Annotated in this window: 12 protein-coding genes; 5 read left to right on the forward strand and 7 right to left on the reverse strand. The window is 52.6% G+C overall.

Features of this window, described 5'->3' with window-relative positions; translation table 11 throughout:
• Positions 1-1,509: a SusD/RagB family nutrient-binding outer membrane lipoprotein gene (locus LX87_RS06810; RefSeq protein ID WP_229310565.1), complete on the reverse strand. Its 1,509-nt coding sequence runs from the start codon at positions 1,507-1,509 to the stop codon at positions 1-3.
• The gene (locus LX87_RS06815) at positions 1,509-4,628 is read right to left on the reverse strand and encodes a SusC/RagA family TonB-linked outer membrane protein (protein WP_111627367.1); all 3,120 of its coding nucleotides are present in this window, start codon (positions 4,626-4,628) and stop codon (positions 1,509-1,511) included. The genes LX87_RS06810 and LX87_RS06815 overlap by 1 nt, the downstream gene beginning before the upstream one ends.
• A 447-nt stretch (positions 4,629-5,075) precedes the next feature.
• On the opposite strand from LX87_RS06815, the gene LX87_RS06820 reads away from it, so the two are divergent.
• Positions 5,076-6,419, forward strand: coding sequence for an amidohydrolase (locus LX87_RS06820; RefSeq protein ID WP_111627368.1), 1,344 nt, complete (start codon positions 5,076-5,078; stop codon positions 6,417-6,419).
• Positions 6,420-6,449: 30 nt separating this feature from the next.
• On the opposite strand, the gene LX87_RS06825 is transcribed toward LX87_RS06820, so the two are convergent.
• The 5 genes from LX87_RS06825 to LX87_RS06845 all read right to left on the reverse strand — a co-directional run bounded on the left by LX87_RS06825 (position 6,450) and on the right by LX87_RS06845 (position 10,187).
• Positions 6,450-6,761 (reverse strand): hypothetical protein, encoded by a 312-nt coding sequence (locus tag LX87_RS06825; protein WP_111627369.1) that lies wholly within the window; start codon positions 6,759-6,761, stop codon positions 6,450-6,452.
• Positions 6,758-6,970 carry a hypothetical protein gene (locus tag LX87_RS06830; RefSeq protein ID WP_111627370.1) on the reverse strand — a complete coding sequence of 71 codons (213 nt, stop codon included), beginning with the start codon at positions 6,968-6,970 and terminating at the stop codon, positions 6,758-6,760. The genes LX87_RS06825 and LX87_RS06830 overlap by 4 nt, the downstream gene beginning before the upstream one ends.
• A gap of 98 nt (positions 6,971-7,068) precedes the next feature.
• Positions 7,069-8,313 (reverse strand): L-fucose:H+ symporter permease, encoded by a 1,245-nt coding sequence (fucP, locus tag LX87_RS06835; RefSeq protein WP_111627371.1) that lies wholly within the window; start codon positions 8,311-8,313, stop codon positions 7,069-7,071.
• Between the two features lie 154 nt (positions 8,314-8,467).
• The gene (locus LX87_RS06840; RefSeq protein WP_229310566.1) at positions 8,468-9,610 is read right to left on the reverse strand and encodes a S1 family peptidase; all 1,143 of its coding nucleotides are present in this window, start codon (positions 9,608-9,610) and stop codon (positions 8,468-8,470) included.
• Position 9,611: 1 nt separating this feature from the next.
• Positions 9,612-10,187, reverse strand: a complete 576-nt coding sequence (locus LX87_RS06845; RefSeq protein WP_111627372.1) for an RNA polymerase sigma factor — start codon at positions 10,185-10,187, stop codon at positions 9,612-9,614.
• A 139-nt stretch (positions 10,188-10,326) separates the two neighbouring features.
• Between LX87_RS06845 and LX87_RS06850 the strand changes: the two genes are divergently transcribed.
• The 4 genes from LX87_RS06850 to LX87_RS06865 all read left to right on the forward strand — a co-directional run bounded on the left by LX87_RS06850 (position 10,327) and on the right by LX87_RS06865 (position 13,542).
• A complete protein-coding gene (locus tag LX87_RS06850; protein WP_111627373.1) occupies positions 10,327-10,515 on the forward strand; it encodes a hypothetical protein in 189 nt (62 codons plus the stop codon).
• 155 nt (positions 10,516-10,670) lie between these two features.
• Positions 10,671-11,528 (forward strand): heme/hemin ABC transporter substrate-binding protein, encoded by an 858-nt coding sequence (locus LX87_RS06855; protein ID WP_111627374.1) that lies wholly within the window; start codon positions 10,671-10,673, stop codon positions 11,526-11,528.
• A 19-nt stretch (positions 11,529-11,547) separates the two neighbouring features.
• Positions 11,548-12,654: a FecCD family ABC transporter permease gene (locus LX87_RS06860; protein ID WP_111627375.1), complete on the forward strand. Its 1,107-nt coding sequence runs from the start codon at positions 11,548-11,550 to the stop codon at positions 12,652-12,654.
• 48 nt (positions 12,655-12,702) lie between these two features.
• The gene (locus LX87_RS06865; RefSeq protein WP_111627376.1) at positions 12,703-13,542 is read left to right on the forward strand and encodes a heme ABC transporter ATP-binding protein; all 840 of its coding nucleotides are present in this window, start codon (positions 12,703-12,705) and stop codon (positions 13,540-13,542) included.
• Positions 13,543-13,552: the final 10 nt, after the last annotated feature.

Genomic DNA, 13,552 nt, shown 5'->3' on the forward strand with positions numbered 1-13,552 from the left:
TTAATCAACATCCCACCACACGCGTTCGTTGGACTGAGGGCCAGGGTTTGGAAAGCCGGGGTTCCGCTCGATTTCCTGCGTGACGTAGGCGGCCCGAACCGGACGTGTACCGTTGATGCCGACTGCATTCTGCGAAGCCGTCAGTCTGGGGTAACCCGTTCGGCGCCAGTCATTCCAGGATTCCAGGCCGTTGCCCGTCCAGGCAATCCACTTCTGCGTAATAATCTGCTCCAGTTTTTGCTGGGTGGTTCCGGTGAGCGTCGCCACGTTTGGGTTCGCTGCCAGATAAGCCGCAATGTCCGCGTCTGAAATCCCGGCCAGTTTCATAGAAGCCGTGATGCCTTCGGTATAAAGAGTTTGCGGATCACCCGGGGTGCCCAGCGTCAGGGCCGATTCTGCCAGAATGAACGCCCGCTGAAAATTGGTCAGGAGCCGAACCGGACCTTCGCCCTGTTGGCCCGTGACATACGGCGCGTAGCGTGACCAGGTGTTGGTTGGGGTTGGTAATGCTCCCCGGTAGCCGTTGTCGATGGTTACGTAATCAGCCGCTGGTTTGGTAAAAAACACCGGCAGCCGTGGGTCGGTTTTGGCCGGATTCGCGGGATCCGGACGTAAAACCTCCAGAAAGCGGGTGCTCATAATCAGTTCATTACTAAACGAACCAAAGACGGCCAAGTTCCAGATGGCACTGGTGCTGCCCACGCTGCTCCCAAATTTTACGTTCATGTCCTGCGCGTTGCTGGTGATGTACATGTTTTTGGTCAGAACTTCAGTGATCACCTGCTTGGCCAGTTCGGGTTCCCGTCTGCTGATGGTGTTCGCGAATTTCAGCAGCATCGTATTTCCGGCCCGTTTCCAGTTGTCGAGGTTCCCACCGTAAATGATGTCGTCGGTGGTGGGTTTGAGGGCCGATGCCGCTTCCAGGTCGGTTAGTCCTTCACGCACCAGATCAAATAAACTTTGAATACCGAGACTTTGGTTGCCTTTGTAGATGTCTTCCTGTTTATCCAGCCGGGGTTGCAGCATGGCTTCGCCCTGAAGCGCCTGCGAGTACGGCACATCACCCCAAATATCCGTGGCCATACTGAAGGCATAGGCTTTCATAATTTTACCAATACCGGTATACATTTTCGACTCTGACTGGTCAGCCACCTCAATCAGCTTTTGCGCATTAATCAACGTTCCTCCGTAGAGGTCAAAACGCCATTGGTTTCCGAAATCAGCGCCGTTGGTATTGAAAATGTCATAAGCCGCCGGGCTACCACCGGCCCCGGCCAGGTAATTCATCAGTACGGAGGCAAACCGGTTTAACTCGCCGTTGTTGGCAAAACCCGCTCCGGCCAGCACGTTGGGCAGCAGAACGGAAGGGGTGGCCGTGGCCGAGTTGTTGGGCGAGACGTTGATGTCTTCAACGAAGCCGCCACAGGATCCCATCAGCAACAGGATGGGAACCATCAGGAGTTTTTTATACTTGGAAAAGTTCATCGTCAGTATCGTGTGAATGTTCATTAAAATGTAAAGCGCAGGTTAACGCCGTAATTCCGGGTGTTGGGCGCGCCGTTCAGATCAAGGCCCTGAATATTACCGGCTCCCTGCGTATTTACTTCCGGGTCCATGAAGTAGTTCGGGGCATAGAACAACAAGTTCCGGCCACTGACACCTACGGAAATGCCGCCAAACGGGGTTTTACCAATCAGGCTGGCCGGTAGGCTGTAATTCAGGGCTACTTCCCGAAGCCGGTAAACCGTTGCATCGAATACGGCGGCTTCCGAAGCCAGGCCACCGAGGTTTGCCCAGTAGGTTTGGGCACTCACCTGAATGTTGTTGGGTGTGTATGATTTGGAACCGTCGGCATTGGTGGTTTCAATGACACCCGGCAAAATACGCGGCTGCTCCCGATCAACACCCGTTACTTTCAGGTGTCCCTGGCCCCGTAAATCAACCGCCCCGAAGGAGTATAGTTGACCGCCCTGACGCGTATCCACCAGCACGGAAAGTGACAAGCCTTTGTAACTGAAGGTATTTGTTAAACCGGCAGTCCACTTCGGATTCGGGTTAGCGATCACCTGCCCGGCAATACCCGGAACAAACAAACCCGTTGTCGGATTGATCAGGTAATCGCCCTGGGGGCTGCGGGCGTTTGCCGTTCCGACAATGACACCGTAGGGTTGTCCTAGTACGATGGACGGGTTGATGCCGATGAACGCGTCGCCGGTAATGGGCGATTGCGTAACGCCCGGTGCGATTTCTTCTACTTTGTTCCGAATGCGGGTGAAGTTCAGGACCAGATCCCATTTAAAACCGTTGGCCAGCCGGATGGGCGTGGTGTTCAGCACCAGTTCAATACCCCGGTTGCGCATGGACCCCACGTTGGTCGTCCGGGTGTCGTAACCGCTGGAGTTGGAGACCGATACGTTAAAAATCTGGTTGGTGCTGCGGCTGTCGAAATAAGCAAAGTCGATGCTGGCCCGGTTGCGGAATAAGCCCAGATTAAGACCTACTTCGTACGAACGCACAAACTCGGGGGTTAGATTGGGATTGCCGATTCGCTCGCTAATGGCAAAACCCGGCAAACTGGCGCCAACCGAAATGGGGAAGGTAATGCTCGCGGAGTTGTTGCCGTAACTGGCCGGTACGTACACCGAATTGAGCAGGTACGGATCAGCGTCCCGGCCAACCCGGGCAATACTGGCCCGAACTTTCGCGTAGGACAGCACATCCGAATTTAGTTTGAACGCATCCGTTGGCACAAAACTAACAGCCGCCGATGGGTAAAAGTACGTATTGTTGGCCTTGGGCAACGTTGACGATTGATCGACCCGGCCCGTCAGTTCCAGAAAGAGGTAGTTCTGATAGGCAAGCGAAAGCTGGCCGTAGTAACCAACTAACCGGCGCAGCGTGTTGGCTTCAGTACTGGCCGAGAATACAGCTCCGTTGCTGACGTTCTCAAAACCCGGAATGGATAGCTCCTGACTAATAATCGTCGGGTTCTGGGTTTTGCGCTGGTTGATGTTATTGCCCAGCAAAAGGTTGGCGTTCAGACCTTCCAGGAATAGATTGTCTTTCTGGGCGGTAATGATAAGATCACCGTTCAATTCCGACCGGAAGAAAATATCCTCGCGAAGTTCACCCGCTGGTGAACGGGCGGCACCAATAGCGGCCACAAATTTCCGGCGGTCGGTGTAGGTATCTGCCGTGGCCCGGTACGAAATGTTCAGCCATTTTGTGACATCATAACCGATCTGGATGTTGCCGAAAACCCGGTCGACCTGGCCGTTCAGCGTTTCGTTGTAGACGCTCCACAGGGGGTGGTTCTGAGTCGGGTTGTAGTAAATGCTTTCGCCCAGTGCGTTCTGGTAGGGGCGTCCCATCAGGTCATAACTGCGCGGAATCCGGGTCAATTGACCGAAGGCACTGCCGCCGTTTCCGCCCGGCGTACCCTGCTGAACGGTTTGCACATAGGTAACGGTACCGTTGATCTTGATTCCGTTGTTCAACCGCGATTCACCGCCAACCTGGACGTTGGTCCGGTTGAATTTGGTGTTGGGTATAACGCCTTTCTGGAGGGTGTTGCCCACGGCCAGAATGAAATTCCGCCGTTCGTCGCCCGACGCGATGTTGAACGAGTTCTGCCAGATGCTGCCTTGCCGGAAAAAATCCCGGACGTTATTGGGATAGGCCTGGTACGGAACCGTCTCACCCTGCAGCGTCGTGACCTGCGTTAACGGCCCACCGAATTTGGGCCCCCAGGAGTTTGCGCTGGTGTTCACGAAGTTATTCTGCGTTCCCTGACCATAATCGTTTTGGAGTTCCGCCAAACCGTAGACGTTCTGGACGTTAAACGAAGAATTAACCGTTACTTCGGTCTTTCCTCTCATGTTCCGGCCCGTTTTGGTTGTGATGACGATGGCGCCCGCCGACGCCCGCGAACCGTACAAAACCGCAGCAGCCGGGCCTTTCAGGACGTTGATCGATTCGATGCTTTCGGGGTTGATATCGGCCAGGCGGTTGGCCGGTTGGGAGCCGAAAAGTGTGTTTTCGGTCTGGTTGAGATCATTGCTGAAAATAATACCGTCTACCACAATCAGCGGCTGGTTGCTGCCGTTGAAAGACGTAATACCGCGGATGTTGATGTTGGTAGAAGCCCCCGGTGCTCCGCTGGCGCTGGTAATGTTGACACCGGCCAGTTTCCCCTGAAGCGCATTCAGCACGTTGGGTTCCGAACGCTGGGCAATGGCGTCACCCCGTACATCCTGGGTTGAATACCCCAGGGAGCGTCGGTCCCGTTCGATGCCCTGTGCCGTCACCACGACTTCAGTCAACTGGCTGGCGTCCGATTTCAGTTGTACATTGATGGTGGACTGATTTCCCGCTTCGATTTCCTGCGTGGCAGTTCCGATAAAGCTAAAAACCAGCCGGGCATTGGCCGGAACGTTCGGCAAGCTGTAGTTTCCTTCGGAATCGGTGGTGGTACCACGGTTGGTACCTTTCAGTTGGATGCTCACGCCGGGGAGAGCAGAGCCATCGTCGGCCGAGGTAACCTTGCCGGTCACCGTCCGATCCTGGGCCAGAGCGGGCAGGGCAAAAAGCACGCACACAAGCCAGAATGCAGTTAGACATTTGCTCATAGATAGGTTATTAAGGAGATGAACGATAATACAGTAATGGTTGGTAAAAGTAAGCCTTAATTCCTAACTAGCAGGCCGTTGAATAAGTTTGAGGGTTCTTTATTAAAGATACCGGTAAAGCAGTTTACGGTAGTTTCTCTGAGCGGGGTTACAGAGGAAATGGCCTTATTTTGAATCCTGTAAGCACTTTCTGAGCAAAGTCCGAAGGAGCGGTGAGGGGTCTTTGTAGAGAAATTTTTTTAGAATTTGGTCAGGAAGTTGATAGGAGTATACAACTGCAAAATGGCGGTCAAAAGTAGTAAGCTATTTTTGACAATACAGTTTATAAAATTGGCCTATTTGCAAAAAGCAGTTATAAAATAATGGCTGAGTTCTGATTCGGTAAAATTTTATCCGTTTCTTTTGTAGGAAATTAAGAATAGCATAGAAGTTACCGCTAAACAGTTTATGAAAACAGCTACGAGATCAGCACTTTCTTTTTTCAGTATTGTCTCTCTTGCGTTCGGTTCGGTCAAGGCGCAATCATCCCTGAAGCCTCAGTTGAACAAGCTGGCAGACGGTGTGGAGAAAAAGGTTGTCACCTGGCGACGCGAGATTCACCAGAATCCGGAGTTGGGAAACCGGGAGTTTCAAACCTCGGCCAAGGTGGCGGCTCACCTTCATGCGCTGGGAATGGAAGTGAAAACCAATGTAGCCAAAACCGGCGTAGTAGGTATTCTGAAGGGGGGGAAGCCCGGGCCGGTGGTTGCGCTGCGGGCCGATATGGACGGTTTGCCGGTCACCGAGCGCGGTAATCTGCCTTTTAAATCAACCGCCACGACAGAATACAACGGCCAGAAAACGGGGGTTATGCATGCCTGCGGACATGATTCGCACGTTGCCATTATGATGGGGGTTGCCGAAGTACTAGCCAGCGTAAAGAATGACCTCAAAGGAACCGTCAAGTTTATTTTCCAGCCTGCCGAGGAAGGCGCTCCGGTGGGGGAAGAAGGAGGGGCGCAACTGATGGTCAAAGAAGGTGTGCTGGAAAATCCGAAAGTCGACGCCATTTTTGGTTTGCACATTAACTCGCAAACCGAAGTCGGAACCATAAAATACCGTCCGGGCGCAACCATGGCCGCTGTTGATTTTTACAGCATCAAGGTCAAAGGCAAACAAACCCACGGGGCCGCTCCGTGGTCGGGAGTCGATCCGATCGTAACATCGTCGCAGATTGTAATGGGCCTGCAAACCATCGTCAGCCGGAACTTACCCATTACGGAATACCCGGCCGTGGTGACAGTGGGGGCGGTACACGGCGGAATTCGGCAGAATATCATTCCGGAAGAAGTGGACATGATCGGGACCATCCGTTCGTTTACCCCGGAAATGCAGAAGACTATTCACCGCCGGATCAACGAAATTGCTACGAATGTTTCGGAAAGTGCCGGAGCCAAAGCCGACGTGAAAATCGACGTAATGTATCCAGTTACCTACAACGACCCGGCCCTGACCGATCAGATGGTGCCTACGATCGAAGCCGTGGCCGGAAAAAACAACGTGATTATTCGTCCGCTCGACACGGGGGCCGAAGACTTTTCGTTTTTCCAGCAAAAGGTCCCCGGCTTTTTCTTTTTCCTGGGCGGTATGCCGAAAGGACAGAAGATAGAAAATGCCGCCCCGCACCACACGCCGGATTTTCATATCGACGAAAGCGGTTTTGGTTTGGGGGTCAAGGCGCTCAGTCATCTGACCGTGGATTACATGGACCAGTGGAAAGGGGCCGGAACGGCAAGTGCGAAGAAGAAATAAGATAGCGTTATGACAACAAAACGCCGGTTGTTATCGGGTCTGTAGGCCGGATGGCAACCGGCGTTCGTGGTGAATGGCAATGCTGTAGCCGCTATAATTACCAGCAATCCCGTTGCCGGCATCAGCCGGTTTAAAACTGATCACGACGTTGCCTTGGTAGAAAATCTGTCGTTCCGTAAACTCCGAACCCGCTACCGTTTCGACGGGTTTAAAGCCCAGCGCAATCAGTTCATTCCGTAGGGCCGTCTGCACGGCTTTCGACGGTTGCTGAAAATTCAACAGACCCAACTGGCCGTTGCAGATGTATTGAATCAATGTAACGGTTCGGGTCAGCTCACTCACATATAAGGTTGAAATTCGTAAATCGACGCCTGATTTGCCACGCTTTCCGACCGGGCTTTTAGGTGAAAACCTTTCATGAACATGCAGGAGTCAAACTGAGCGGTTTTCATACAGGTAATGTCGATCAGTTCGCGCATGGTCAACCCCTGGGCGAATACGGTATTGCTTAACAACGGGAGAAAAATCGTCAGACAAATAAAGTTTTTCATGCCACTAAGATAAAATATTGTCGCTTATACAAGCAAATGATACTAAACTAAAAACGACGGCCTAAGCCGTCGTTTTTAGTCCATCGAGTTGTCAGCAATTAGTGTGCTTTGGAGAATTTAGCGCCGAACAGGAAGATAACCGCATAGCAGATGATGGGCAGATAATAGGCCGCGGCCACGTCGTAGTCGGCTACGGCACCCATCGCAAACGGGAAAAAAGCACCCCCGCAGACGCCCATCGAAATAAAAGAAGAAGCCTGCTGGGTGTGGTGGCCCAGGTTTTTCAGGCCCAGACTGAAAATCGTCGGGAACATGATACTAAAAAAGAAATTCAGCATCATCAGGGCAATGAAGGAAGGCCAGCCCCAGCTCTGCGCCACAATGAGACACATCACAATGTTGCAGGCGGCAAAAATGGCGAGCAGCGTATTGGGGGCGATAAAGCGCATTAGGAACGTACCCACAAACCGCCCGGCCAGCATCAGCGCCATAAACATAACCATGTAATTACCGGCAACGGCGTCCGAAAAGCCCATTTTTTCGTGGCCGTAGTTGATGAAAAACGCCCACGTGCCGCCTTGGGCCGCTACGTTGAAAAACTGCGCAATGACCGCCCAGACGAAATGCCGGTGCTGGAAAAGGCTCTTGCCCGGTTCGCTATCGACATTCACGGCCTCCGGATCAACGTCGGCGGCAGCGTGCGGATCGGTCAGCGCAGGCACTTTCACAAGCGAGAATAGCACCGCAATCCCGGCAATCACACTCCCGATGGCGATATACAGCGTTTTAACCGAAGTCAGGTCGGTGCTTCCTTCGACATTGTTCCGTAACAGGAAGTACGAGCCAATGGCCGGACCCGTAATGGCCCCGAGCGCGTTGAAAGCCTGCGCAAAGTTAATGCGCTGATCGCTGGTGCGCTGGTCGCCGAGGGAAGCCACAAACGGGTGGGCTACGGTTTCCAGCGTTGAAAGACCGCAGCCCAGAATAAACAGCGCCAGTCCGAAATACGGAAAGGAAGCCGCGTTAGCTGCGGGTACGAACAGAAAGGCACCGGTCGCAAAAAGCCCTAACCCCAGCAAAACCCCCATTTTATAACCAAACCGTTTCATGAACAGACCGGCGGGGATGCCCATCACAAAATAGGCCCCAAAGATGGCGAACTGAACGAAAGCCGACTGGGTTTTGGTCAGGCTCAGCACATGCTGAAAGTGTTTGTTGAGCACATCGCCCATCGTAATGGCAATGCCCCAGAACATGAACAACGAAGTGACGAATACCAGCGTGATGAGGTATTTCTTTTCGGTGAAAGCCGCTGGCTTTCGGGAACTTACAGTTGATTGCATGGGTAGAGAATTCGTTACTGTCGATTAGCTATGGTTATGAAACGAAATAAATTGATGGGACAAGGTACGCTTAATTTTAATTTGATAAATCGCGGCCAACAAAAAAGCCAACCCGTTTAAGGCTGGCTTTCTGTTTAGCACTCGTACTAATCGGTTACTTTTCGTGTTTGAAAACCTTTACCAGGTAAACGTTCTCCTGAATCTTCTTGATCTGATCCTTACGGGAAAGCTTGGCCAGCCCGTTTTTACGACTCATCCGGATGGAATTGTTTTTGAGCGAATCCGTCGGAATGGCGGAAATGGCCCGGAACAGATAATTGGTTTTGATGGCGAATGTAGCGCCTTCCGTAGCGGTTTGCTTGCCGCTGATGATACCAATTACGTTGCCTTTTTCGTCCAGCAGCGGGCCACCGGAGTTACCCGGGTTTACACTGATGGCGACTTGATAAGCGGTTGAATCACCCCGGAAGCCGGTTTTGGAACTCAGATACCCTTCTCCGTACACAATTTCTTCGCGCGGAAAGCCCAGGGTAAAAACGCGCTCGCCGAGGTCCGACGGACCGGCTTCAAAACCGTAAGGCAGGGCCGTTTTACTCCGGAACGTGCTGTCGTCGCGAACCTGTAAAATAGCCAGATCGTATTTTTGATCGGCATACACAACCTTTGCCTTATAAATATCCCCCTTTGTGCTCTGGATGTAAACCGAGTCTGCATCCCGAATAATGTGGGTATTGGTGACCAGATAACCGTCCGGTGAGAGCAGAAATCCGGAACCGGCCACCTGACCGGGGTTCATCTGCAAGGCGCGTTCGCGGGCGTTCAGATCCTGCAAAATGGCGTTCTGCGAACGACGGATGGCCTGCAAATCCCGGCGCATCATGGTATATTGTTCCTGTTGCTTGTGGCTCGACTGGTACTGCCGAACCAGCATCAGCGTTCCGAACGTCGTGATGAGGGCAACCGTAGCGGCCACCGCCAGGATAGGTCGGTAGGTTTGCCACAACTGGCGGACCGTTCCGCCGTTCCGGTGCAGGGGGCGCACTGGCGCTTCCTGTCCGGCTTCTTGCCGAATGGCGTCCATGTCCAGACTCGCATGAACCCGGTCCAACCGCTTGCGGAAGTCAATGCGCTGGCCGTACTGCTGCATGGCCTGCGCCAACTGCTGTTGTTCGCGGGCCTGCTGCGCCAGAACAGGGTCTGACCGGCGGAGGGCTTCAAACTCCAGCCGTTCGGCTTCCGTCAGCTCATTGCGGAGCCATTTGTCAGTCCAATCGGTGAATTTTTGGTGGTCATTCATTTTACTCTTCTTTAAAAACCGCGAAAAACAACCGTTTCAGCCGCATCAGGCATTTATACTTCTGCGTTTTGGCATTATCGGCGTTCGTATAGCCAAATTTTTCGGTAATGTCCTGCATGGACAGATGACGCATATAAAAATCTTCCAGCAACGTCCGGCAGGGTTCGCCCAGCCGGTCCAGAGACTCTGCCATCAGCTCAAACTGCCGGTCGCGGGCTTCGTGATTGATCAAATCATCATCGACACTCGCAACGTCTTCGGTATCCATCAGTGAAATCCCGTTCCGATTACGCAGCGATAACTGCTTGAGCCAGAGCCGTCGACTAACGGAATAAAGGTATGTTTTGAGCTGACAATGCAGCGCCAGCGAATCCGTTGTTACTTTTTCGTACAGGACAATCAGCGTTTCCTGATACACATCTTTGGCGTCGTCTTCCGAGCCATTGTTATTGAGAATCAGGTGCAACACCATTGGAAAATACCGTCGGTACAGCTCTTCCAATACCGTGTCCGAACCGTTGGCCAAGCCCGCAAGCAGTTGGTCGTCAGATAAATGCAAACGGTAGGGATTTGTCATTGGTTCCTTGTATACTTAATACGATTTGGGGTCAAATGTAACCCAAAAATAAAGTTTAATTTTTTTCAAAAAAGATGGGTTACCTAATGGCCTTTCCGGTATTAAGGACGAGATCTGTAAACATAAACTGACTATTTTCATGAAACGTATTGTAAAATCTGTATTGTTCGTTGCAACTGTGGTTTCTCTGGCAGCTGCTTGCCAAGGCAAAAAAACTGAAGATACTACGTCAACGACCGACTCAACGGCTACGATGTCTTCTGACTCAACGATGATGTCTGACACGACGATGGCAACGGATAGCGCTGCTGGTGACTCTGCTCAATAAGACTACCATCTTATAACGTACGAAAGCCGCTCAACTATGAGCGGCTTTCTTTTTTTATACCATTTTAAATTAGACTAATAAAAAATAATCAGCATCTCATCTTGTTTATTTAGAAATAGTCTAATTAATTTGTGGTCACCAACGACCCGAGTGAAATGGCAAAGAAAATTTATTGGAGTGCCTTCCTAATCATTGTCAGCTTAGCTGCATACGCTCAAGGCTCAAAAACCGAACGCATCGTTTCGCTGAGTGGAACCCTGACCGAAATTGTCTGCGATCTGGGCCTGCAAAACCAGATTGTGGGCACCGACGTAACAAGTACATACCCGGCCACTATGGCGAAGGTGCCGAAAGTCGGCCACAACCGTAACATTAGTGCAGAAGCCGTGCTGGCCCTGCGCCCGACGGTCGTGATCGCGGTCCGGTCCAACGGTAGTATGGATATTAAGCCGGAACTATTTCAGCAATTCAGAAGTGCCGGGGTGAAAACACTGATTTTTGATCAGGAGTTGAGCGTGGCGGGTACGAAAAAGTTGATTACCGAGGTCGCCAAAGAATTTAATGCGTCGGGCAAAGCCGCAGCCATCATCCGTAAACTGGACGCGGATCTGGCCAAAGTCCGCAAACCTGCCAAAGCCCAGAAAGTCTTGTTTATCTACGCCCGCGGCACCGGCACCATGATGGTTTCGGGCCGGAATACGCCCATCGAAAAGATTGTCCAACTGGCGGGCGCCCAGAATGCCTTCAACGATTTTGATAATTTCAAACCGCTGACTCCCGAAGCATTAGTGGTTGGCAATCCGGACGATATCTTGCTGTTTACGAGCGGTTTAGAAAGTTTGGGCGGGATCGACGGCCTGCTGAACGTGCAGGGTGTAGCCCAAACGAACGCGGGTAAAAACCGCCGGGTAATCGAGATGGACGGCCAGTTGCTCACCGGTTTTGGACCCCGACTGGGTTTGGCGGTGCAGGAGCTGAGCCGAAAACTGAACCAGGAACTAACCCTAAAATAGCCTACACCAACGAACGCTTATGCAAACGGACCTGCAACCTACCCTGACAGCGACACCCGCCCGAACGGCTTCGCCCACTGGACCGTCGCGCAGCCGGGGCTGGTGGCTGAACGGGACGCTCGTGGTTGTGCTACTGATGGTTATGGTCTGGTCCGTAGGAATCGGAGCGGTGTCTATTCCCATTCCGGATGTTCTGGCCATTCTGCTCAAACAAATTGGGTGGGAAATCGGAACCGTTGAAGCGCAGCACGAAACGGTATTAACCGTCATTCGATTGCCGCGTATTCTGCTGGGGGTACTGGTTGGCGGGGTGCTGGGCATTTCGGGCGCGGCCATTCAGGGCCTGTTTCGCAATCCCTTGGCCGATCCGAGCCTGATCGGAATTTCGTCGGGAGCTTCGGTGATGGCGGTTCTGATGATTGTCCTGCAACTAAAAGTCTTTCAGCAATTATCGTCTCTATCCGGTTTATACGCCCTATCGCTGGCGGCTTTTGCCGGAGCAGTAGCCACGACCCTCCTGGTTTATTCACTGGCGCGCCGTGACGGGCGAACGGTGGTTTCAACAATGTTGCTGGTTGGAATCGCCATCAATGTGCTGTGTGAAGCCCTGCGTGGGCTGGTGATGTACCTGGCCGATGACGCTCAGCTTCGGGCCATTTCGTTCTGGAGCCTGGGGAGTCTGGGTGGCGCAAGTTGGGAAATACTACAGGTAGCCACGCCGTTTTTGCTGATTCCCATTTTGCTGATGCCACGACTGAGCAAACCCATGAATGCCTTCGCGCTGGGCGAAAGTCAGGCCGGGCATCTGGGCGTGGATGTGTCGAAATTAAAACGAAATGTCGTGATTCTGGCGACGATGGGGGTTGGTGTGGCGGTTGCGGTTGCGGGCGTTATCGGTTTCATCGGGTTGGTAATTCCGCACGTGATCCGGCTCATTGCCGGGGCCAATCACCGGACGGTATTGCCCGGTTCGGCCCTGTTTGGTGCCATTGTGCTGACCTTATCGGATCTGGTAACCCGAACGGTCGTGGCGCCCGCCGAATTACCGCTTGGCATTATTACTGGAATGATTGGGGCACCCACCTTCCTGTTTATGCTCCTGCGGGGGGCAGGAAACCGGGGTTGATTTAGGGAATTTGCAGACGGTTTAAAAGAACCTTAACCCATACGAACAATGTTGGAAGCACAGCACATAACTCACCAGATCGGCCGGAAAACTTTGCTGGACGACGTGTCGCTGGCAGTCAGGCCGGGCGAACTGGTGGCGGTGGTCGGAGCCAATGGGGCGGGAAAATCGACGTTGTTGAAGACCTTTAGCCGTGAATTGACCCCCACGCAGGGGCAGGTTGTGCTGGATAATAAACCCATTAACCGGTTTTCGGCTCTGGAACTGGCCCGGCAGCGGGCGGTACTGGCGCAGCAAAATCCGCTGGCTTTCGAGTTTACGGTTTATGAATTGGTGATGATGGGGCGGTATCCGCATTTTGAAGGCCACCCACGACCGGAAGATATGGCGATTGTCGATTTTGCGCTGGTACGCACCGGTATTACCCATCTAACCGGACGGGCGGTGCCGACCTTATCGGGTGGAGAGCAACAGCGGGTTCATCTCGCCAAGGTGCTGGCCCAACTGATGACTCTAGATGAAATTCAGCAGCCCCACGCGTTGATTCAACAACCCAAGTATTTACTGCTCGACGAACCGACGACGGGACTGGATCTCTATTATCAGCATAGCCTGCTCGATGTAGCCAGCGAATTAACCCGACGGAACTACGGCGTCGTGGCTATTTTGCACGACCTGAATCTGGTTATGCAGTACGCCGATAACGTTTTACTGCTGAAGGAAGGTCGGGCGCTGGCCTTTGGCAAACCGATCTCCGTGCTGACAACGGAAGCCATTTTCAGCGCGTTTCACTTATCGGTTCAGATTATTCACCAGCCGGAACTCGATTATCCGTTGATTGTTCACCACCGGCAGACTGTTCCTGCTTCTTCGGCTCCTCATCTTTAGCCCTTTATAA

It is taken from the genome of Larkinella arboricola (assembly GCF_003259745.1).
GTDB lineage: Bacteria > Bacteroidota > Bacteroidia > Cytophagales > Spirosomataceae > Larkinella > Larkinella arboricola.

Coding starts and splice junctions, on each gene's coding strand:
- LX87_RS06810 (WP_229310565.1), bottom strand. CDS start 1,509: ATGAACATTCACACGATACTGACGATGAACTTTTCCAAGTATAAAAAA.
- LX87_RS06815 (WP_111627367.1), bottom strand. CDS start 4,628: ATGAGCAAATGTCTAACTGCATTCTGGCTTGTGTGCGTGCTTTTTGCC.
- LX87_RS06820 (WP_111627368.1), top strand. CDS start 5,076: ATGAAAACAGCTACGAGATCAGCACTTTCTTTTTTCAGTATTGTCTCT.
- LX87_RS06830 (WP_111627370.1), bottom strand. CDS start 6,970: ATGAAAAACTTTATTTGTCTGACGATTTTTCTCCCGTTGTTAAGCAAT.
- fucP (WP_111627371.1), bottom strand. CDS start 8,313: ATGCAATCAACTGTAAGTTCCCGAAAGCCAGCGGCTTTCACCGAAAAG.
- LX87_RS06840 (WP_229310566.1), bottom strand. CDS start 9,610: ATGAATGACCACCAAAAATTCACCGATTGGACTGACAAATGGCTCCGC.
- LX87_RS06845 (WP_111627372.1), bottom strand. CDS start 10,187: ATGACAAATCCCTACCGTTTGCATTTATCTGACGACCAACTGCTTGCG.
- LX87_RS06850 (WP_111627373.1), top strand. CDS start 10,327: ATGAAACGTATTGTAAAATCTGTATTGTTCGTTGCAACTGTGGTTTCT.
- LX87_RS06855 (WP_111627374.1), top strand. CDS start 10,671: ATGGCAAAGAAAATTTATTGGAGTGCCTTCCTAATCATTGTCAGCTTA.
- LX87_RS06860 (WP_111627375.1), top strand. CDS start 11,548: ATGCAAACGGACCTGCAACCTACCCTGACAGCGACACCCGCCCGAACG.
- LX87_RS06865 (WP_111627376.1), top strand. CDS start 12,703: ATGTTGGAAGCACAGCACATAACTCACCAGATCGGCCGGAAAACTTTG.